General features: G+C 68.6%; 16 protein-coding genes. 9 read left to right on the top strand and 7 right to left on the bottom strand.

The window, feature by feature from the left end:
- The first annotated feature begins 161 nt into the window (after window positions 1-161).
- Window positions 162-689 (top strand): DUF1453 domain-containing protein, encoded by a 528-nt coding sequence (locus DMC64_RS22350; RefSeq protein WP_233629770.1) that lies wholly within the window; start codon window positions 162-164, stop codon window positions 687-689.
- Between the two features lie 63 nt (window positions 690-752).
- Here the strand turns inward: DMC64_RS22350 and DMC64_RS22355 are convergent, their stop codons facing one another.
- Together DMC64_RS22355 and DMC64_RS22360 are read right to left on the bottom strand one after the other, a co-directional pair.
- A complete protein-coding gene (locus DMC64_RS22355; RefSeq protein ID WP_125735141.1) occupies window positions 753-2,414 on the bottom strand; it encodes an NAD(P)/FAD-dependent oxidoreductase in 1,662 nt (553 codons plus the stop codon).
- A gap of 108 nt (window positions 2,415-2,522) precedes the next feature.
- The gene (locus DMC64_RS22360) at window positions 2,523-3,212 is read right to left on the bottom strand and encodes a VC0807 family protein (protein WP_125735142.1); all 690 of its coding nucleotides are present in this window, start codon (window positions 3,210-3,212) and stop codon (window positions 2,523-2,525) included.
- 182 nt (window positions 3,213-3,394) lie between these two features.
- On the opposite strand from DMC64_RS22360, the gene DMC64_RS22365 reads away from it, so the two are divergent.
- Window positions 3,395-4,210, top strand: a complete 816-nt coding sequence (locus DMC64_RS22365; RefSeq protein ID WP_037345106.1) for a class I SAM-dependent methyltransferase — start codon at window positions 3,395-3,397, stop codon at window positions 4,208-4,210.
- A 57-nt stretch (window positions 4,211-4,267) separates the two neighbouring features.
- Here DMC64_RS22365 and DMC64_RS22370 read toward each other — a convergent pair whose 3' ends face one another.
- The 4 genes from DMC64_RS22370 to DMC64_RS22385 all read right to left on the bottom strand — a co-directional run bounded on the left by DMC64_RS22370 (window position 4,268) and on the right by DMC64_RS22385 (window position 9,575).
- A complete protein-coding gene (locus DMC64_RS22370) occupies window positions 4,268-7,072 on the bottom strand; it encodes an AAA family ATPase (protein WP_158634245.1) in 2,805 nt (934 codons plus the stop codon).
- Between the two features lie 227 nt (window positions 7,073-7,299).
- Window positions 7,300-7,761, bottom strand: coding sequence for a helix-turn-helix domain-containing protein (locus tag DMC64_RS22375; RefSeq protein ID WP_037345104.1), 462 nt, complete (start codon window positions 7,759-7,761; stop codon window positions 7,300-7,302).
- A 165-nt stretch (window positions 7,762-7,926) separates the two neighbouring features.
- Window positions 7,927-9,036, bottom strand: coding sequence for an MAB_1171c family putative transporter (locus DMC64_RS22380; RefSeq protein ID WP_125735145.1), 1,110 nt, complete (start codon window positions 9,034-9,036; stop codon window positions 7,927-7,929).
- Entirely contained in the window at window positions 9,033-9,575 is a 543-nt protein-coding gene (locus tag DMC64_RS22385; RefSeq protein WP_052121003.1) for a hypothetical protein, read from the bottom strand. Before DMC64_RS22385 ends, DMC64_RS22380 begins: the two co-directional genes overlap by 4 nt.
- Before the next feature lie 538 nt (window positions 9,576-10,113).
- Between DMC64_RS22385 and DMC64_RS22390 the strand changes: the two genes are divergently transcribed.
- The 6 genes from DMC64_RS22390 to DMC64_RS22415 all read left to right on the top strand — a co-directional run bounded on the left by DMC64_RS22390 (window position 10,114) and on the right by DMC64_RS22415 (window position 16,534).
- A complete protein-coding gene (locus tag DMC64_RS22390; protein ID WP_125735146.1) occupies window positions 10,114-10,464 on the top strand; it encodes a hypothetical protein in 351 nt (116 codons plus the stop codon).
- 96 nt (window positions 10,465-10,560) lie between these two features.
- On the top strand, window positions 10,561-11,835 hold the full coding sequence (locus DMC64_RS22395; protein ID WP_125735147.1) for a threonine/serine exporter family protein: 1,275 nt from the start codon (window positions 10,561-10,563) through the stop codon (window positions 11,833-11,835).
- A gap of 158 nt (window positions 11,836-11,993) precedes the next feature.
- The gene (locus tag DMC64_RS22400; protein ID WP_233629771.1) at window positions 11,994-12,824 is read left to right on the top strand and encodes a peptidase inhibitor family I36 protein; all 831 of its coding nucleotides are present in this window, start codon (window positions 11,994-11,996) and stop codon (window positions 12,822-12,824) included.
- A 193-nt stretch (window positions 12,825-13,017) separates the two neighbouring features.
- Window positions 13,018-13,341, top strand: a complete 324-nt coding sequence (locus DMC64_RS22405; protein WP_199755060.1) for a helix-turn-helix domain-containing protein — start codon at window positions 13,018-13,020, stop codon at window positions 13,339-13,341.
- Between the two features lie 84 nt (window positions 13,342-13,425).
- Complete coding sequence (locus DMC64_RS22410) at window positions 13,426-15,873, top strand: tetratricopeptide repeat protein (RefSeq protein ID WP_125735150.1); 2,448 nt, start codon at window positions 13,426-13,428, stop codon at window positions 15,871-15,873.
- A 148-nt stretch (window positions 15,874-16,021) separates the two neighbouring features.
- Entirely contained in the window at window positions 16,022-16,534 is a 513-nt protein-coding gene (locus DMC64_RS22415) for a hypothetical protein (protein WP_037345096.1), read from the top strand.
- Window positions 16,535-16,635: 101 nt separating this feature from the next.
- Here the strand turns inward: DMC64_RS22415 and DMC64_RS22420 are convergent, their stop codons facing one another.
- Window positions 16,636-19,143, bottom strand: a complete 2,508-nt coding sequence (locus tag DMC64_RS22420; RefSeq protein ID WP_158634246.1) for a tetratricopeptide repeat protein — start codon at window positions 19,141-19,143, stop codon at window positions 16,636-16,638.
- 144 nt (window positions 19,144-19,287) lie between these two features.
- Here DMC64_RS22420 and DMC64_RS22425 point away from each other — a divergent pair, with 144 nt between their 5' ends.
- Window positions 19,288-21,816, top strand: coding sequence for a tetratricopeptide repeat protein (locus tag DMC64_RS22425; RefSeq protein WP_125735152.1), 2,529 nt, complete (start codon window positions 19,288-19,290; stop codon window positions 21,814-21,816).
- Window positions 21,817-21,825: the final 9 nt, after the last annotated feature.

A 21,825-nucleotide genomic window follows, 5' to 3' on the forward strand; every position in this document is an offset into this window, starting at 1 on the left:
CCGCGCCACACGGCACTCCACCTCGAGGTGGACGCCGATCTCCAACCGGATTCCCACCCGCGCGCCGATGATCGGCGCGGCCGTTCGCCCTAGATTTCGGGACAACCGGCATCGAACTGCCGGATGGGGAGTCTTTCGAAGGAGTTCTAATGAGTGAAGCCATGCGAAACGCCCTCATCCTGAGCGGCGTACTGCTGGCGCTGGTGCTGTTCACGCACATCGGTCGCCACAAGGCCCACCTGGTCATCCTGATCCTGCCGTTCTTCACGTGCGCGCTGGTGGGCTGGGCGGTCCTCTACGACCTCAAGCTGACCACGCCGAACTCACTGGCCGGCCTGGTCGGCATCGCGGCGGGTGTCCTGATCGGCTGGGGATTGCTGAAGGGCACGAAGGTCGAGTGGGACCAGGAGAAATCCGCCGTCTACACCAGGGCGGGCTGGGTCTACTTGGGACTGTGGCTGTTCGTCCTGGTGGGACGGCTCATCTTCGTCTACACGCTGGAGCACAGCCACTCGTTCGCGGCCGACTTCGGCAAGTTCCTGATGGACACCGGGATCGACGCCGGCGGCGTCTCCGCCTTCTTCGTCACCATGGCGCTGACGATGGTCATCTTCCGCACCGCCGGGGTCTGGGTGTACCGGGCCAAGGTACTCAGGCAGGCTCAGCGAACCCCCAGTTACGCGAGCTGAGCACTGTCTCGCCTGCCCGGTCCGTCGACTATCCCCCAGTCGCCGGACCGGGCCTCGCCCCGTTCAGGGCTCGGGCAGTTCGATCGGCGCGATGTGGTCGAAGACGTCGCCGGGTCCGGGATTGCGCGGGTCGGTGGCCCCGCCGAGATGGCGCAGCGTCCCCCACACCGCGTTGAGCGCGCTGGTGACCGCCCCTTCGGCGAAGCCGCCCATCCACGAGATGTCGTCACCGGCGAGGAAGAGGCCGCGCTGGGCGGCGGGAAGGTCGTCTTGCCGGAAATGGGTGAACAGGCGACGCTGGTAGCGATACTGCCCCGGCAGGTTCGCCTTGAACGCGCCCTGGAAGTTCGGCTCGTTCTCCCAGGTGACGGTGACCGGGTCGCCGGTGATGTGGGAGCGGATGTCGACGCCCGGATAGATGTCGGCGAGCGCGTCGAGCGCGAGTTCGAGCCGCTCGGCCGGGCCGAGTGTGGCGAATTTGAGCGAATCGTCGTTCCAGGTATAGGAAAGGCACAGCGCGGCCGGCGAATCCGGTCCGTCGTCGAACAGGTAGACGCTGCGCGGGGTCCGGTCGGTCAGGGTCATCCCCATCAGTTCCTCGCCGGTGCGCGGATCGACGTCGTGCCAGAACGGCCGGTCGACCGGGACGAACAGCTTGGAAGCACCCATGTAGTGCGTACGTTCCAGTGCGGTCCACACGTTCGCGGGCAGCAGCGGGCGCACCCCGGCGATCTTGGTGAGCAGCACCCGGTGCTGCGCGGTGAAGACCACGGCCGGATAGGTCCGCACGTCACCGTTCTCGTCCTCGACGGCGAACCCGTCCGCCGCCGGGCGCAACCCGAGGACGGCGGGACGCGGCGATCCATCGTGCAGCGACGCGACCGACGTCCCGGCCGGCCAGAAGCGTGCCGAGGCGGGCGCGTGGTTCCACAGCCGCCGCGGGAGTTGCTGGCAACCGCCGATGATCTGCCGCGGCCCCTCTTCGACGCCGGTGTAGATGACGCGGAGGATCTCCAGCACGGAGTTGGGGAAATCGGTGTCCCAGCCGCCGGTGCCGAAGCCGACCTGGCCGAAGATCTCGCGATGACGGAACGAGGCGAACGCCGTCGACCGCGCCAGGAAACCGTAGAAGGACTGGTCGTCCAGTTCGGGCAACAGCCGGTTCCAGATCGCCTTCACCATGGCGGTGTCGCGCATCCGGATGGCGTCGCGCATGGTGGACAGATCGGCCAGTTCCTGCAGTGCCTTGTGCCAGGCGTCGTCGACCTCGTGGAAGACCGACGGCAGATCCGCCGGGGTCCGCGCGCGGTAGGTCACGCCGTCGAGGTTGATCACCGTGGTGGAAGTGCTGCGGGACAACGGGTTCGCGAACGGCTTGGTCTCCAGGCCGACCTCGTCGATGTACCGGTACAGGGTGGTGGCCGAGGGCGGGAACCGCATCGCGCCCATCTCCGCGACCGCGCCGTCCTCACCCGCCAACGGGATCGAGCGCATCCGGCCGCCGATCTGGCCCGCTTCGTAGACCACCGGTTTCAAGCCGAGACGCAGCAGTTCGTAGGCCGCGACCACACCCGCTATCCCGCCGCCGACGACGGCGACCTCCTGGCCGAGACGGTCCGGCGGCAGTTCGCCGAGCCCGGCCGGATGCGCGAGCCAATCGTCGTAGGCGAACGGGAAATCGGGGCAGAGAGTGGTCAGCGGGGGCGCGAAATCGGCTGCGGTCATCGTGGCGGATCTCCCTGGTCATCGGGGCCACACTGTCTCGACCGAAACGTACGACGGGGTCCGGCGGGGACCAACCCCTCACTTTCCCCTACTCGCCCCTAGTCCATTTTAGACACCGGCGGGCGCGGTATCCGCCGTGTGAAGCGCCTTTTCCAGGCCGCGGCCGGCGGAGCGTCGCCGGTACCAGACGGTCCACGCGACCACACCGGTGATCGCGGTCAGTTCGATCGCGGTGGACAGGCCGACCATCACCGACGCGGGCAGCAGGTAGATCAGGACGAGCCGCGCGGCGGACTCGGCGACCAGGACCACGCCCCAGCCCGCGGTCGAGACCCGGTGCAGTTTGCGGAACTCGGGTTCCGTGTCGTACAGCCGGTCCCAGCCCGCGCGCCGAGCCGGGGTCAGCGCCCGGATCCGGCGGGAGATGAAGAAGGTCACCGGTTTCCCGAAGGCGAAGCTGCCGAGGAAGGCGATCCCGGCCAGGCCGCTGGTGAAGGGATCCTTGGCCAGCAGCAGGCGTTCGTCCCCGCTCACCAGGGAGACCAGCAGGGTCACCGCGCAGACGACGAGGACGAACACCCCGAAGCCGTCGACCTTGCGTTCCTTCACCGCGACGGCGAGCACGAGGACGCCGATGGCGACCGTGGCCGCCACCAAGGCGGAGCCGCTGCTCCACCCGAAGGCGAGCAGTACGTAGTAGACGACGACCGGCACGGTGACGTCGGCGATCAGCGAGACGAGGGAGCGCGTGCGCGCGCCGCGTCCGTCGGTTTCCTGGTTCTTCGTTTCCCCCGGCATGTGAAGTTCCTATCATGGGGAAACCGCCCGTGCGGAGAAGTTCACCCCCTATTCGCGAACCCCTATTCCCGACGTCAGTGCCGTTCAGTGGTCAAGTCACCCCCTGCATTTCGGCACGACACCAAGATCACCGATACCGTGAGGGTGAAAGGAACTCGCGTGACCGTAGGAGATATACCAGAATGCAACGGAACTTCAAGGAATTCAAGATAACGGTCGACCCGGTCAGGGACGACTTCCTGCGGGCCAAGGGGCCCGGCCAGCGCAACCTCCTTCTCGGCCGCGCGGTGTTCGAGTTCGCGAGCGATCTGGAACACCTCGACACCATCCAGCAGGAATTCGTCGAAGGCTCGCACCGGCCACTGATCCGCCGGAACTGGCAGGACAGCACCGCGGACTACAGCGATCCGACGCAGCTGCTCATCCAGGGCCAGCAGGTGATGCAGAACTGGGAGCGGCCGCTGATGAAGGTGCTGGCGGAAAACGCCGCGGCGAACGGCGGCGATCTGCTCGAAGTCGGTTTCGGGATGGGCATTTCGGCTACCTACGTCCAGGACGCCGGCGTCCGGTCGCACACCCTGATCGAAATCAACTCCGAGGTGAAGGCCGAGTTCGAGAAATGGCGTTCCCAGTGGCCGGATCGCGATATCCGGCTGGAACTCGGCGCCTGGCAGGACGTGCTCGGCGGCCTCGGCCAGTACGACGCGATCCTTTACGACACCTACCCGACCGATGAACGGGAATTCGCCAGGACCTTGGGCCCGAAGGCCATCGTGCTGGCCGCCGAATTCTTCGAGCACGCCGCCGCCCACCTTCGCCCCGGCGGCGTCTTCTCCTACTACACCAACGAAATCGACTCACTGAGCCGGGCGCACCAGCGTGCCCTGCTCGACCATTTCAGCTCGTTCCGGGTGGAGGTCGTCCGCGGCCTGAAGCCGCCCGCCGACTGCACCTACTGGTGGGCGGGCACGATGGCGGCCGTGACCGCCGTCAAGTAGACGAAACGACGAAGGTCTCCTTACCTCGCGGGGTAAGGAGACCTTCGTCGTTCACGTTCAGGCGCTGTTGACGACCGAGACCTGGAGCCACGACGGGAGATCCCGGCGCCGGTTGACGTCCAGCTTGCGATAGACACGGGTCAGATGCTGTTCGACCGTGCTCACCGTGATGTAGAGCTTGCTCGCGATCGCCCGGTTCGTGTGCCCGAGGGAGGCCAGCCCGGCGACCCGTCGTTCGGCCTCGCTCAGCGATTCGATGAGCTCGCGTTCGACGCCCGACGCGGCGATGTCCGCCGTGGTGGAGACCGGCTTCCCCTCGTCGGCCGTTCCGTCGAGACGCAGATCCCGGCAGATCACCTCGGCGTGGCAACCCTTCGCGATGTGCCACGCTTGGCGGGCCACCGTGCGCGCCCGGCCCGACTCGGCGAGGGTGTAGTGCGCGCGGCTGAGATCGCCGAGCGCGCGGGCGAGTTCGAGGCGGATACCGCCCGCCTGGAAGATCTTCACCGCTTCACGCAGCAATTCGGGCCGCTTCTGCGGTTCCGCGATCTTAGCCTTGAGCCGCAACGAGATTCCCCGCACATGCGATGTCGAGCCGGCGAGCTTCGCGAGTTGTTCGTCCAAAAGAGACTTGGCCTTCTCCGGCATGCCGAGCCGGAGGTACGCCTCGGCCGTGTCACCGCGCCACGGCACCAGCACCGGTAGGTCGAAATCCCAGCTCTTGCTGAGTTCCCCGCAGAGGACGAAGTCGCCGAGCGCCGCGTGCACCCGGTCGGTCTCCAGGTAGAGCCTGCCGCGGGCGCGCAGGTAGTGCAGGCCGAACCGGGTCTGCAGCATCGAGGCGGGCACCGGCTGGTTGATATGCGCGGCCGCCTCCTCGAATTTGCCCATCCCGACGGCGGCGAGGCACAGCGTCGCCAGCGGGACTCCGACGGCCACACCCCAGCTCTGCGGCGTGATGAACGTCAGGGCCGCCTTGGCCTGCTTCTCCGCCGTCACCAGATCTCCCTGGCGCAGCGCCATTTCCGCCCTCGCCGCCGCGAACACCGCTTGCCAACTGGGCGCGTCGCAGTCGGCGGCCTCCTGCTGCAGCAGCTCACACCACGGCACCGCCTTGTCGAGGCGGTCGGCGTAGATGAGCGCGAACAGCGCGCTGCGCACGGACTCGACCATCGTGTCGCCGAGTTGGATGCTCTTCAGCACGTTCTCGGCCGAGGCGATGGCGTCGTCGTCCGGGCCGTTGGTGACGATCCGGCTCAACGCCATCGCGGCCTGGACGTTGGGGTCGAAGGATTGCGCGGGAACGCGGTCCTTCACGGCCGGGACGGGCAGCTTGTCGCGCAGAACGGGATAGGAACAGAGGATGAACAGCCGGGTGATGCGCAGTTCCGCTTCGGTGCGATCGTCGGCCGAAGGCTCCATGACGGCGAGTTTGTCGAGCACCTCGCCCGCTTCCGCGGTGCGGCCGTGCCACAGCAGGAACCGCACCAGGATGGCGGCGGCCCGTACCGGGAGTCGCCCGGCGAGGAAGATCTCGTAGAGGTGGTCGGTGTGCACGGCGCCGATGGCCGGATTGTTCCGCCATTCCAGACCGGCGAGCTGGGTCACCATCTCGACCTCGAGCGCTTCGTCCCCGCACGACCGGCAGGCCAGTTTCAGGCATTGGACCGCGAACGAGGTCTGGTTGTCCACTTTGGCCAGTTCGGCCGCGGTGCGCAGCACCGGCACCGCCCACGGCCGCTCGGCCCGGTCGGCCGCGACGAGGTGGCGGGCGACCTCGAGCGCACTGGCGCCGTCGTGGTGCAGGAGCACGGCGGCACGTTCGTGCAGCCGAGCGCGTTCCGGGACCGGGACGTCGGCCAGCACCGCGGTCACCGTCATCGGATGCCGGAACCGGCCGGCGTCGAGCAGACCGACCTGGTGCAGGAGGGTGATCGCGCGGCCGGCGGTGCGCTGGTCCATCCCGGCCACCCGGACGGCGAGGCAGACCGTTTCGCCCTTGCCCAGCACCGCGAGGACCCCGGCGAGGGTCCGGGTGTCCTGGTCACCGCGCTGGAGACACGCCGCCACCGCCTGGCAGTAGTGATCCCCGGGGATCGGCCGGGTCTCGGGCGCGAGGGGTACGCCCGAGGCACGGAGATCTTCGAGGAGTGCCTGTGCCAGCAACGGATTCCCGCCGCTGAGCTCGTGCAGGCCCTGTACCAGGGTGTCGTCCTGACCGGGCGGGACGAACCGGGCCACCTCGTCGCGGCCCAGCGGCTTCAGCCGGATCCGGCGGCAGTGCGGGAGCCGGAGGTACTCGGCGCCCAGCAAGGGCAACGTCTGCTTGGCGGACAACGACTCCGTCAGCACTATGAGCACGTTCATCGTGCGCATGCGGCGCATGAGGAACATCAGCCAGTGCAACGACGGGGTGTCCACATGGTGGAAGTCGTCGACGAGCACCACGACCGGGCGGCGCGCGGCGAGCTCGCGTACGAGCTCCAGCAGGTCGAGCATCAGGTGCGTGCTGGGCCGCCCGGTCAGCCCCGTCCGCTCGGCTCGCGTGAGCAGATCCGTGGCCTTCGCGCGCAGGTCTTCCGGCAGTGCCGGGCCGCGGAAAAGCTGGAACAGCGCGGTCAACGGAAGATCCTTCTCCGCTTCCACGCAAAGCGCGCTCAATACCGTTGCTTCCGCTTCAGCGCATTGTTGCCCGAATGCGTGCAGGAGTTCACTTTTCCCGCTCGCGGCGGTCCCGGTGACCACCGCCGCGACGGCGTTTCCCTGTTCGGTTTCCTTCAAGAAGTCTCGCAGGACCAGCAGCTCCGCGCGGGGGTACGCCCCCGCACGGACGTCGCCGTCCGCTCTGCTCGGTGATTTCACGTGCATTCTTCGTCGCCCCCATGGCAAACCCGCAATGTGGAGTCCGGTGGCGAACCGACGTCGTCCGTTCCACACAGGAACTCTTGCCGAGGAGCCTAGAGGACTTCACCCTATCGTGTCGACCCAAGAGAACAAATGAGAGGTTCGTCCGTTTTTCTCAGTGGACGGCCACTGTGGACGAACCGAAAACCCAGACACGACAAGCACATTCGGCGACGCCGGAGGCGTCAGTCCTGTTTGGACCCACGCTCCCGCATGGCCTGCTGATCCCGCCAGACGACGTCCAGCAGGTTCTTCACCAGCTCGCGGCGGTCGGTCGTGAGCTCGCCCGCGCGCATGGCCATCAGCCGGACCTCGTCGGTGTCGGCCAGCTCACGCAACCGCGCCTGCTCCGCGCGCAGGTACTCCAGCTGGCGGTCCACCCGATCGCTCACGCCCTCGTTGAAGAAGTACGTGACCGGGACGCCGAAGAAATCGGCCAGCCCCTGCAGGTGCTTGAGCGTCGGGTTGTCCTTCTTTCCCTTGCGCAGCTGCCAAACGTAGCTCTGGGAGATCGTCACACCTTCGGCGGTGATCGCGGACGCGACCTCTTCGTAGGTGAATTCGCTGCCGTTGCGCCGGGTGACGTGCGCGAAGAGGTGGTCGAGTTTTTCGGCCAGGCTTCGGCCTGGTTCGTCCTGCCGGGACATGCTGCCTCCCAAGAACACCGCCGAGTTCCTCACGAACCCGTGCCGCGCTGCCGTATGGCGGTGCAGGTCCCCCCGAGTACCGGAGTATAGGCGGCCACCTCCCTTTCATCAACTGACGTGAATGAGTCGCTCCTGGTTCCGTACAACTGAGGAAAAAACGGACGATCAGGCGCGCAGGGTCTTCGACAGCGTGACGAGCGCCCCGACATCGGCCTCGATGTCCAGCCCTTCCGGGCGGGCCACCGCCACCGCGGTGCGCGACGTCGGCCGCTCCCCCGCACGCAATCGCGCCAGGGCCTCGCGGAAGACCTCGGGCGAAACCCGTTCCCGGCCTTCGACGAAACCACTGTCGGCCAGGTACGGGCTCAGCCGGACCAGTCCGTCGCGGATCTCGACGACTCTCCGCCAGTACCTGCGGTGCATCCGCCAGAACGCGAGTTCCTCCAGCCACCCGTGCCGCTGCCCGGCGTACAGCGCGTCGCCGGGGAAGACGTCGTGGAGCTGCCCCCACAAGGGACGCAGATCCTCGTACCGCCGCCGGTGCCGCAGCCACAGCCGGGCCGCGGCGACCACGGCGAGCACCCCGACCAGGGTGATCCCGGCCATGAACAGGATGATTCCCAGGTGGACCAGCACGGCCGTCACGACCGGGACGGCCGAGGGCACGTCGCCACCGGACCAGCGCACGAGAATCGTGCCGAACCGCGCGACCGAGGTCACCGCGAGCACGATCAGGCCGCAGGCGGCGATCCGCAGTCCCCAGCGGACCCGGAGCGGGTTTCCCGCGGCGTCGCGCAGGGCCCAGCTCGCCGCCTGCACCGTCGCATAGGTGCTGTAAGCCGCGTCGACCAGGTAGAAGAACGCCACCCCCGGTTCCGTCACCACCGACGGCAGCGCCGCGCCGACCCCGAAGGCCTGCTCGCGGGACGCGGCCGGGACCACGAACATCGCCACCGCCAAGGCCGCGCAGACCAGCGTCAGCAGCCCGGCGTCGAGGGTCACCCGCCGCCGTGAGCCGCCGGCGGAGAGCAGGAAGAAGACCAGCAGGCAGAACAGGCTGGCGTCGAGCGCGATCGTCTGGACCAGGCGGAAGGTGGCGACGTCGAGCGCCCCGCCGGTGAATTCGTGCAGCGCCACCATGCTCGACGGCGCGGTCAGCAACCGCAGCACCAGGCAGCCGACCAGCGCCCAGATCGCCGGGTCGCGCGGCGATCGAGCCAGCCGGAAGGAGAACCACACCAGCGCCGCGATCACGAACTCCTTGGCCAGGCTCACAGCCAGCCCCGCGCCTCGTCGAGGGCGTGCCGCATCCGCCTGGTCCGCGACGAACCCGGCCCGGCGAGCTGCCGGACGACCACGGACCGTTCGAGCAGGAGGGTGGCGATCGTCTCGGCCTCCCGCTCCCTGACCGAGTCGTACTGCGTTCTTTTCAACAGCCTGCGAATTACCCCCGGGTCGAGGTCGGGCATGAACCTGGACCATATTTCCTCTTCATCCGGTTCGGCCTGGTGGCCGGACAGGATATGACCCAGCTCATGCGCGATGATGTGCTCTTGGTGAATTCGGGTGGTCTCCGACTGGAAGACGATGTAGTCGCCGGAAGACGCGCTCAGCCACGCTCCACACGGGCCGGGAACCTCCATCGGGAACGCGATGAGTTTGATCGGCCGACCTCGGCTTTCCCCGATGCGGCGGCAGAGTTCGGACATTTCGACCGGCCCGTCGATCCCGAACTTGACAAATTCTTTACGCAGGCCACGACGAAGTTTCCGCTCAGCGGCAATGGTCTCGACGAAACCATGAATCGCTTTCACCCGACCCCCAGGACCACTCGATACCACGGGTCCGAACAGACCCGTGGCGAAGAAGGAAATGTCGCACCGCGGTTGTTTCGCTTCCCCAGATGACGCGGACTTCACATCCGAAACGCCAGACCCTCGCGAGCAACCAGCGGCAGGCTAACACGAGTGATCAGTTCGCGTCAGCGCATCACCTGAACGGATCAACTCCGGAAAATATTCGCCGCCGAACCCGCGGCGAACAGGAGGAAGAGCCTCCGTCTCCAAAGCGGGAACAGGGCCGCCACCCCTTACTCGGCGTCCGTTGTCCGGACACCATTGTCCCTATTGGCACTAGGTAATCGATCGATTGCGAAGCGTCAGACAGGCCCTTTGACGTCGGGATCCCACCAGTCGAACACAAGGGCCAATCACACCACGGCTTCACTCGACCGCTTGGACACGTCAATTCTTCGCGCCGGCCGCGAAAATCGAAAAGTCATCGGGAGTCCTTTCTTGACGTTAGTCTTGAAGGCGCGCGTGAACACTCGCCGAGACAAAGAAAGCAGGTGCGATGAGGGAACCGCTGTACCGTCGTGTGAACACCCGCGCCAGACTCGTCCACCACGATCACGGCGGGGATCACCGGCACCAGCGCAACACGAAGAGAGAACTCGCCGCCGCCCGGCTCGACTCCCCCGCCCCGATCCACTGGCTGGTCGCCCGGCGGCCGCACGAACGACGCGACCGCGTGCGGCTCGACGAGGCCAGTTACTACAGCGGCCTCTACGTGGACGACGACAACCGGTTGCAGGTCGTCGACCCCGAACTGGGTGTCGACGACATGGAGCCGATGTGCCCTTGCTGCACCCACACCTTCAACGGTGTCCGGTTCACCCGGAAGTACCGTCAGCCTCCGCGGTGACGGCACCGTCCGATCGTGCCACGATCGGGTCAAGCCGGGTGGCCGTCCCGCTCGCGATCACTCTCCTGGGCGGGTCGGCCCTTTACAGTTCCCGCCATGCCGGAGGACGAGCGCGCACGGGCGCGACGTGTGCTGACCTTCGCTCTCGACGTGGCGATGCAGATGTTCCGTCAGGGCATCGAGACCGCGGTCGTCGTCCGCACGGTTCGACGGCTGGCGAGCGCGGGCGGCATCGAGGATCCGCGGATCTCGGTCGCGGTACGGGCCATCCACGTGCAGTACTGCCCGAGCGACGGCGGCGAGCCGGTGGTGCTGCTGGGCAGCATCGAGGCGAACGACACCCGCGACATCGGCCGGATGGGAGATCTGGAAACGCTCGCCGTCCGCGCGGGCACAGGTGAGATCTCACCGGAGGAAGCCGAGCGGTCGGTCGAGGAACTCTCCGCGGCGGGCCCGACCTGGCCGTGGTACGTCAGCTTGCTCGGCGGCTGCCTGCTCGCGGCGATGATCTGCCTGCAGGCGAACGGCACCGTCCTCGCCGCGCTGGCCGCGGCGGCGTTGTTCGTGCTCGCCAACCGCGTCGGCTGGGCACTAGGGCTGATCGGCATCGCGGAGTTCTTCCAGGTCGCCGCCAAGGCGGGCACCGTACTCGTGGCCGCGATCGCGTTGCTGTCATTGGGTTTGCTCGACGGACACGAAGCCGCGAGCCTCTCCGCGGCCAACCTCGTGCTGCTCCTGCCGATCCTGTCCCTGGTTTCGCTGGTCGAAGACGCCGTCGGCGATTTCCATCTGATGGCGGCCGCGCGCATGGTCACGGTCCTGCTGCTCACCGGCGCGATCCTCTCCGGGGTCATGGTCGTGGTGTCGGTGGCCAACGGTCTCGACATCCTCGGCGAGGCCGGCCGGGTCCAGCTCGCCGCGCTGCCGCTCGCCCTGGTGCCGGTGACGGCGTTGGTCGGGTCGCTGGGGAACGCGATCCTGATGGGCACGCCCGCCCGGTGGTGGCCGCTCGCCTGCGGCGCCGGGGTCGCCACCTCCCTGGTGAACTGGGTGGGGCATTCGGCGCTCGGCCTGGCCACCCCGCTGGCGATCTTTCTCGCGACCACGGTGCTCGGCATCCTCGCCGGCACCGCGGCCAGGACACTGCGCGTCCCCACCGCCGTCGTCACCATCCCCGGACTGACCGGCGCCGTCCTGCCGGGACCCGCGATGTACCTGAGCCTGTCGCAGGTCTTCGCCCAAGTCCCCGGATCGTGGACCGCCGTGGCCGAAGCGATCGTGTCCACCGCGGCCATCGGCGTCGGTGTCGTGCTCGGCCTGCAACTCGCGGCACTACGTCGCACCGAAAGCCGTGCTCCCGAACTGAATTGAGGGTCAAGGCCGGCGAATGAGCGGCAGTTTTCCCTTCACGACTTCCCTGGCGTCCTTCCCGTACGTACCGTCGCGCACTGGCTGATCCGCCGCGTTCAAAGGGAAAGGGAACGTCGTTGAGAAGAGTGATGATCGCACTGTTCGGCATGGTATTGGCGTTGAGTGGCACTCTCCTGATCACCCCGGCCGCGCAAGCCGCGACGGCACGGAACGGCGTCTGCGAAGACGGCGAATTCTGTTTGTACTACAACAGCGACCAACAGGGATCGGTCAGCGATTTCGACGCGTCGGTCGGCAACTACGGCACGGGCGCCGACTGTTATCACTTCCTCGGCGCGGGGGCGGGAAAGGGCCTGTGTGTGAGGAACAACGCGGCCTCGGTGTGGAACCGGCGGGACGCGGTGGTCACCGTCTTCTTCAAGAACGGCTGGACGGGCCCGATCGACTCGTTCCCGCACGGCGCCAAAGGAAACCTGACCTCGACGTACAACGAAAACGTCGGTCATCTGCTCGGACTGCCGGGAAACGAATGGCTGGAGACCGGGCTTTACCACAGCGACTCCGGCCGTATCAGCTCCTATTTCGACGGCTACGTGAGCACGTCGGGAAGGCACGAGGGTATCGACTTCGCCCGGGGCTTCGGCGTTTCCGTGTATTCGATGACCCAGGGCCAGGTCATCAGGAAGACCGAAGGCAGCAACGGCAGCGGCGGTCTGTCCACGTTGGCGATCTACAACCGGGATCAGGATTTCACCATCATCTACCTGCATCTCAATCCGTCGAACGGGCTCGCGGTCGGTGAATTCGTCGGCCGTGGCCGGCAGATCGGCACCGAGGAGTACCGCGGTGCGAGCTCCGCGCACACGCATGTCGAGTACCGGCCGGGCAGGCACGAGAGCGCGTCGGACAGCACCGGCGATCCGGTTCTCGACAATCCGAGTCCCTCGTTGTTCTGGCGGAACCACGGCTACAACATCTGCTGCGGATAACGCCGCCAAGCCCGTTCGGCTCGCCCGAGCCGAACGGGCTTCTCCGGTGAACCGGCACTTCTTCGGGGAAGTTTCCGGTTGTTCCTCCGCCTGCCGCCTGCCGATCATGAGGCGGCATCGCTGAGCGAAGCGGAGGACGCCAGTGACTCAAGTCGTGCACACGGGACCGCCCCTGCCCCGATACCTCGGACAAGTGTCCGGCGCCGCCCCCGCGCCGGACACGACGACCCCGGCGGACGAGGGTCCGGCCAGTTTCGGCAGGTTGCTGCGCAGCCACCGGACCAGCCTCGGCGCGACCCAGCGGCTTCTCGCCGCCCGCTCGACGGTCAGCGTCCGGGCGATCAGGGATCTCGAGCACGGCCGCGTCGACCGGCCCCGCCGCGACACCGTCCGGCTCATCGCGGCCGGGCTGGGCCTGTCCGGTCAGGCTCGCGCCGACTTCGAACGAGCGGCGGAGCGGTCCGCCACGGCCGACGGCACGTCAGCCCCAGTGGCACACCGTCTCTTCAGACCCTGATCCCCGGCGTTTTCGACCAATTTCGATCAAAGTCTTCCCCGAACCACCGTTTTTCGTCGTCACACCCGCTCTAACATCCGCGAAATGGACCGTGAGCCGAGTTCGCTGCTGGGTGAGGCACGGCGGGATGCCGGGCTGACGCAAGAGGAGCTGGCGGAACGCACCGGGTTGACGGTGCGGAGCATCAGCAACATCGAGCACGGCCGGGTCGCCCGGCCACGGCGCCATTCGGTGGAGGCGCTGGCACTGGGGCTGGGTCTCCAGGGCGAACAGGCGAGCCGGTTCGTGCGGCACTACTGCCCGGACGCGGTGTCGCCCCCGAGAACGGCGGCCGTTTCCGTGCCCGCCCAACTTCCTTCGGGCATCACGTCGTTCATCGGGCGGCAGCGGGAGATCGACGCGCTCGACGCCCTCCACGGCGAGAGGGCCGGCGCAGGTGTCCTCGTGGCGGTGTTGGAGGGCATGGCCGGGGTCGGCAAGACCTCGTTGGCCGTGCAGTGGGCGCACCGCGTCAAGCAGGACTTCCCCGACGGGCAGCTGTTCGCGAACCTGCGTGGGTACGGGCCGGGGGCGCCCGTCGATCCGGCAGAGGTGCTGCGGTCGTTCCTGCGCGCGCTCGGCGTGCCCGTGGCGGACGTGCCCGCCGACCTCGACGACCGGGCCGCGTCGCTGCGCAGTGTGCTGGCCGGCCGTTCGGTGCTCATCGTGCTGGACAACGCCCGCTCGGCGGACCAGGTCCGGCCGCTGCTGCCCGGGCACGCGGGCTGCGCGGTGGTGGTGACGAGCCGCGCGGCCCTGCACGGCCTGACGATCAGCGCCGACGCCTACCGGGTGCCGGTGCCGCTGCTGACCGAGCGGGAGTCGTTCTCCTTGCTCGACCGGTTGGCGGGCGACGGCCGAAGATTCACCGACCGCACCGCGCTCGCCGACATGGTGTCGGGATGCGGCGGCCTGCCACTCGCCCTGCGCATCGTCGGTGAACGGCTCGCGCACCACCGGAACCTGGCGAACGTGGCGGCCTCGATGCGTTCGGCCGGGGGCCGGCTCGCCGCACTGACCACCGAAGAGAAGACCACCTCCCTGCCCTCCGTGCTGTCCTGGTCGTACGACGCGCTGCCCGGCGAAGTCGCCTCGGGTCTGCGTCTGCTCGGGCTCCACCCCGGCCCGCACTGGGACACCACCGCCGCGTCGGCTCTGCTGGGCACCGATCCGCCGGAGACCCGCCGACTCCTCGACGTGCTCGTCGACAGTCACCTGCTGCTCGCGCACCGCGCGGACGGCCGGTTCGAATTCCACGATCTGGTCCGCGATTACGCGCGCGGCCGCGCCGACGAGGAACCGGCACAGCGGCGATCGGCGGCCCTGCGCCGCCTCGCCGAGCACTGTGTGGCCGGCGCGGCCGACGCGGCCGGGTCGATGGGGGCGGGCGACCCCAACCGAAGACCGCTGCTCACCCCGATCGCCGAGAACGTCCGGTTCACCGGTGCCGAAGAGGCGGCGACCTGGCTGGCGGCGGAGATGCCCACCTTGATCGCCATCGCGGAACAGTCGGCGGCCACCGGCGACACCTACGCCCGCGACCTCTCGACCGTGCTGTGGCAGGTGTTGCGGGTGCACGGTCACTACGGCGAGCTGCGCACACTGCACCGTCTCGCGCTCAGCGAGGCACAGCGGGCGGGTGACGCCATCGGCATCCAGCAGGCGCTCGTCGATCTGGCCGCGATCTGCGCCAGGCTCGGCCATTTCGACGAGGCGGTGACCCATCTGACCCGCTGCCTCGACGTCGACGCGAGCCCGGTCGTCACCGGTCGCGCCCTGAACATCCTCGGCACCGTGTACGGGCAACTGGGCCGCTACGCCGACGCGGCGGACCACTTGAGCAGGGCGGTCACGGTTTCCCGGGACAACGGCGACCGCCTCAACGAGGGGCGCGCGCTGTCCAACCTCGGCTTCGTCCACGAACGCCGGGGCGAGCTGGACGCCGCTCTCGACTGCTATCGGCACTGCCTGACCAACGCCCAACGCATCGGTGACCGGCTGAGCGAAGCGATCGCGCTGCACAACCTCGGAGACGTGTACCGCGCGCTGGGCCGGTGGACGGAGGCCCACGACCACCTCGGCCGATCACTGACGGTCAGCAGGGCCGAGGGCCACCGGGAGGCCGAAGGGTACGCACTGGCCTACCTCGGGCTGGTGCACCTACGGCAGGGCGAAGCGGCGGCGGCCCGCGTGCACCAGGAGGCCGCGCTCGACATCGCGGTGGCGACGGGCATCCGGCCGCTGGAGACCCTCGTGCACAACGGGCTCGCTGACAGCGCGCTGGCCCGCGGTGACCGGCCTTCCGCGCTCGCGCACTACACGCGGGCCGCCGAACTCGCCCGGCTGACCCGCGAACCGCATGAGGAGGCCCGCGCGCTGACCGGTATCGCGGCGACCCACGACGGCGTCGGCGCGCCGGACAAGGCCAAGCCTTATCGCGAACGCGCGCAGTCGCTGTACGACGCGATGGGTATCGCGATGGTGCGCTCATAGCCGACTTCGGAACTCTCGATCAACCTCGATCAAGGTCGTCGCTCAAGATCATTGTCCGGTTCCCCGCGTCGCCGTTAATATCTGACGTAGCCGAATTGACGGCTGATGGAAAATATCCGAGCGCGCGAAATCGAGAAAGAGACGCATTTTGAAGAAATGGACGACACGGGTCACGACCGGCCTCATGGTCGCGGGTATGGCGCTCGCCATGCAGAGCGCGCCGGCCATGGCCGAGGAGGCCGATGACAGCACGGCCGAGGTCACGTTGACCGAAGAGGCTCCGGAAGTCGGTACCACCGACTGCGGCGGATGGCGTGGCGCCACAGCCGGGTACAGCGGCTGGAAGGTGTCCACTTCGGACTGTGCCTGGATCAGCCCGGCGTCGAAGAAGAATCCGCAGCACCGCCGCTACAAGTGGGCCGCGCAGTCCGGAAGCAACACCAGGATCTGCGTCCAGGTCCAGGGCCACTATTGGAGCACCAAGAAAAAGAAGAGCGTCGCGACCTGGACGACGGCGGGATGCGGCACCTCCGGCACCGTCGTCGTGCGGTGGTCGGGACCGCCGAAGAAGGGCGGCGGCTACCTCGGCCTCGCCGCCACCCCCAAGGTGCGGGCGAAGGTTCAGCCGGGTTTCCTCGGCGTCGGGTACAAATGGGCGTGAGCCGACCATTCGCCCTTTGACGTTGCGAAAGCCACTTTCACAACCTTCGACGTTACGAAAGTGGCTTTCGCAACCGTCACCGCGCCGTGCGGTCGCACCGGCTAACGCAGGCCGATCTCGGTGAACAGGGCCTGTGCCTTCCGCCCGTGCTCGTCGGCCGTGCCGCTGTCGCCGGTGACGGCCGCACCGCGTTCGATCCCCTTGTGCGCCTGTGCCTGCTCATAGCGATCGCCCAGTTTCTCGGCGACCGCGAGCGCTTCGCGATGCCTGGCGATCGAGCCCGCGGCGTCCCCCTTGCCGTCGAGCGCGATGCCGATTCCGTTGAGCGCCTTGACCTCGAACTCGCCCAAACTGTTCCGGCGCGCGAGGTCCAGTGCCTCGCTCAGATGTGTCAAGGCGTCGTCGTGCACGCCCAGCCGCGCGAGCAACACTCCGATGTGGAGCAAGGCCTCGGTTTCCGGGAACCGGTAGCCGAATTCGCGTGCGGTGACGAGCGCCCGCCGGTAGTGGCCGAGCGCCTCCGCGGAGTGACCCTGCTGCTCGCGCACCGTGCCGAGGTTGCCGTAGGTCAGGCATTCCCCGACCCGGTCCCCGACCTCCAGCATGATCTCCAGCGCCTCGTCGAGGTACGTCGCCGCCTTGTCCCAGTCGCCGACACGCATCGCGCTGTTCCCGAGGTTGCCCAGCGCACGGCTCTCGCTGGTGCGGTTGCCGGTCGCCCGGTGCACGAGCAACGCCCGCCGGTAGCAGTCCTCGGCCGCCGCGAAGTCACTGAGCCGGTCGAACGCGTTGCCGAGGTTGTTCAGTGCCCGCGCCCAGCTGGTCCGGTCACCGGCCGCGTCGTATCGCTCGAGCGCCTGCTTGAGCTGGTCGATGCTCTCCTGGTAGCGGTTGGAACGCAGGTAGACCGCACCGAGGCTCATATGCGCGCTCGCCTGGATCAGCGGGTCGGCGGCGCGGATCGCGATGCCGTGCACGATCTCCGCGTCGGCGAACAGCAACGCGTTGTACAGGTACCGGTTCAGGATCGGCGACATCATGGCCGCGTCCTCGCTCCGGCCCTCTTCCCCGGCCAGCGCGGTGATGCCCACCAGGTTGTGCCGTTCGGCGTCCAGCCACTCGGTCGCCGCCGCGAGGTCGGCGAAGTCGGGTGCCGCAACGTCCGAAGTGGACACTACGGGCCTGCGGTCGCGTTCATGCGGGGCGTAACGGTCCATGGCGCGGCAGGCGGTGTGCCGGTAGTAGTCGAACAACCGCCCGAGTGCGGCCTGCCGCGCGGAAGCGGCGTCCACGTCCCGCGCCAGCCCCGCCGCGTAGAGACGGACCACGTCGTGCAGGCCGAACCGGCCCTGGACGTGCCGCTGCACCAGGCTGCCGGCGACGAGTTCGCCCAGAAGTTCCTCCGCCGTACCCGGGTCCACCCCGGCGAGCGCGGCCGCCGCGCGCGTGTCGACGTCGCGGCCGGGATGGATCGCGAGGAGCCGCAGCAGCAGCGCGGCCTCGGCGGGCAGGTCCGCATAGGACAGACCGATCGCGTTCTCCAGCTCGTCCTCGACCCGCAGGGTGTCCCGGCGTTCCGCGAGCCGGGCGGCGTGGTCGCGCAACGTCCAGTCGCGGCGGTTCCGGATCCGGCCCGCCACCACCGTCAACGCGAGCGGCAGATGGCCGACCAGTTCGGCGATCCGCGCGGCGGCCTCGGTGTCCTCGGCGACCTCGGCCGCACCGACCAGCCTGCGCAACACGTCGAGCGATTCGGTCCCCGGCAACGCTTCCAGGTGCACGGACCGCGCACCGGCCAAGCCGGTCAACCGCCGTCTGCTGGTGATCAGCACGACGCCGCCCGCCCGCTCCGGCAGCAGTGGGCGCACCTGGTCGGCGTCCGCCGCGTTGTCCAGCACCACGATCGGACGCCGGTCCGCGAGCAGCCGCCGGTAGGTCGCCTGCCTATCCGCCGGACCGAGACGGTGGATCTCCCCGCCCGGCACGCCGAGCCGCCGCAGGAACTCGTCCAGCACCGCGAGCGGGTCGGCGGGCGCGCGGTCGGCGTCGTAGCCGCGCAGGTCCGCCCACAACCGGACCACGATGCCGTCGCGGTGCGCCAGCCGGTGCGCGGCACGGACGGCGAGGCTGGTCTTGCCGACTCCGGCCATGCCGTCGATCACGACCGTCGAGCATCGCTCGTCTCCGCCGGGGCAGGTGATCGCGGCCAGCTCGGCGTGCCTGCCGACGAAGTCCGTGCTGTCGGCAGGCAGCTCACCTGCGACGGTCACCCATGACGAGTCCGCCGTCAGCCCCGCGATCACCTGACAGACCTGCCGCCACCTGGCCACCACCGCCTCGTCGGCGGTGAGCGCGCGCACGATGTCCGCGACGAGGTCCGCGTCGACCCGCCGTCTCCCCGGCCGCAGGCAGCGGTAGACCGTGTTGAACACCGGCAGATCGGGGTTGCCCGCCGCCCGCCGCCCTCGCACGACCCGCCGGTGCAGCTCGCGGTAGGACACGCCGTACCAGCCGCGCAGCGTGTTCAGCCGGACCGCCAGCTCGTCGAACGAACCGGCGCCCAGCGGCTCTGGCGGCATTTCGCCCACGTCCGTCCGGTCGGGATTCACGGTCGGGAAGGGTAGTCCGTATGGTCGATCGGCACTGTCCGAATGGAAGAGATCGCCGACCATCGAGTTCGCCGATCCGGCCCATCGCCGTTGCTCCTCGACTAGGGTCGACCGGCATTCGGTTCGCGTGTCCAGGGGGTTCCCGTGACGGAGGAACAGCGCCCGAGTCCGGTCGGAGCTCGGTCGTACGACGAGCTCTCCCAGCGGCTGAGGCAGGCCTTGGCCTGGGCGGGGCTGACCCACCGGGAACTGCACCGGCGGGTGCGGCGCCTGCGCACGGCCCGCGGGACGGCCGACCTTCCCGCCTACAACACCGTCTATCGCTGTTTGCTGCCCGGGCGCAAACGGCTGGACGTCGAGCTGGTCGTCGACATCGCGGCCGTGTTGCTCGGCATGGACGTCGCCGCGGAATGGCGGCAGGCGCACCGGGTGATCACCGGCGACGCCACCGAGGCGGCCGTGATCAGCGTGGCCGATCACCTTCCCGCCGGGACCGGCCGGTTCGTCGGCAGGCAAGCACAGCTGCGCCAGGTGCTGGAGGCCGAGCCGGAGGACGCCGGTGTGTGGGCGATCTCCGGAATGGCCGGGGTCGGCAAGACCCGGTTCGCCGTCGAGGTCGCGCGGCTCTGGGGCGAGCGGGGCCGGTTCGCCGACGTGCGGCTGGTGGTGAATCTGCGCGGCTTCGACGCGGATCGTCCGGCCGCCGACCCGGCCGCGGTGCTCGAAGGTTTCCTGCGCCGGCTCGGGGCGTCCGGTAGCGAGATCGGCTGTCTCACCCTCGCCGCCCGGAGCGCGCTGTTCCGGCGGCTGCTCGACGGACGGCGCGCGCTGATCCTGCTGGACAACGCGGCGTCGGTCGACCAGGTGCTGCCGTTGCTGCCCGCCGTTCCGTCCTGTCTGGTGCTGGTCACCAGCAGGCGCCGCCTGGTCGAGCTGACCGAAGCACGGCACGTAGCGCTCGACGTGTTCACACCGGAAGAATCGGTCGAGTTGCTCCGCGACGGAATCGGCGACGAACGTGTCGACGCGGAGCGGGGCGAAGCGGCCGACATCATCGAACTGGTCGGCCGGTTACCGCTGGCCCTCGCGCTGGTGACCCGGCGGCTGGCCGCCTCGGACGAGTGGACGATGGCCGACCATCGGGACCGCCTCGCCGATCTGCGGACCATGCTGCGGCTGGACGACGGGGTCGAAGTCGCGTTGCGCACGTCGTACGACGAGCTGGCCGAGCCGGACCGGGTGTTGCTCGGCCTGCTCGCGATGTACCCGGGACGCGATTTCGACGACCACGCGGCGGCGGCGCTGGCCGGCGCCGGGATCGGCGTCGTCCGGCGGCAACTCGACGATCTGGTGGCGGCCAACATGGTCACCGCCCGCGGGTCCCGGTTCGAACTGCACGACCTGGTCCGGGTGTTCGCCGAGAAACGCGTCCGGGAGAGCGTCCAGGCCCGCGTTCGCCGGGCCGCGGTGGGACGGCTGCTCGACTTCCAGCTGGCCACCACCCGTGCCGCGCTCGTCACGTGTTACCCGCATGAGGCGGAGCGGTGGCAGGACCTGCCCACCCCCTCGGCGCAGGCCCTCGTGTTCGCCGGGGCGGACGAGGCGATGGCCTGGCTGGACGCCGAACGGGTCAACCTGATCGTCGCGTCCGGCTGGGCGTTGAACGAAGGACGTGACGAGCACGTCACGCGGCTCGCGTGCGTGATGACGAGCTATTTCGAGGCCCGCGTACACGTGAGCGACGCGCTCGCCCTGTTCGGCGACGCCGCGCGGGTCGCCACCGGGGTCACCCGGGGGCACGTGCTGAACGGGCTCGCCATGACCCATTGGCAACGGGGGGACACCGCCGAATCACTCGCCGTCCTGCAGGAGGCGATCGAAGAGTTCGACGCCGCCGGTGAATCCGATTACGTCGTCAACCTCTCGGGGAACGTCGGCCTGTTGTTGGCCGGTCTCGGTGATTTCCGCGCCGCGCTGCCCTGTTTCCGGCGCGCCATGGAATTCGCCGTCGCGAAGAACAACGAGTCGTTCCGGGCACGGCAGTTGTGCAATATCGGCATCGCGGAAATGCGGCTGGGAAATCATTCCGCCGCGGTCGAGCATCTGTCCCAGGCCCTCGACGCGACCAGGGCGAGCGGTGACCGCCTCTGTGAATGCCGCACGCTCGACGGTCTCGGCACCACGTTCTGGTACCTGGGAAAGGACGCCGACGCCTGGGCCTGTTACGAACAGGCGCTCGACGTGGCGAGGCAGACGCACAACCGGGCCGACGAGGGCAAGGTGCTCAACCACCTCGGTGTCCTGCTGGTCGCCGCGGGGCGGACCGACGAGGCGCTGGCGCATCACCGGCAGGCCATCGAGCTGGCCACGGAGATCGGCAGCCGGGAAGGATTCCTGGCCGCGAGCACCGACATGGCGGCCACCCTGCTCTCCGCCGGGCGGGCCGGCGAAGCGGTGCGCTGCCTGCGGCAGGCGATCGAATCGGCGACCGCGGCGGACAGCCGCTACGAACTGGCCAGGGCCCAAAGCGGACTCGCCGACGCGTTGTTCGCCGACGGTGATCCGGTCGCCGCGCGACGGCACCGGAAGACCGCGCACGCCGCGTTCACCGAGATGGGGGTGCCGGAGGCGGAACCGATCAGTTTCCCGCACCGCGACCGTCTGTACGGATGAGATCGACTC

It is taken from the genome of Amycolatopsis sp. WAC 04197 (genome assembly GCF_003947475.1).
Taxonomy (GTDB): Bacteria; Actinomycetota; Actinomycetes; order Mycobacteriales; family Pseudonocardiaceae; genus Amycolatopsis; species Amycolatopsis japonica.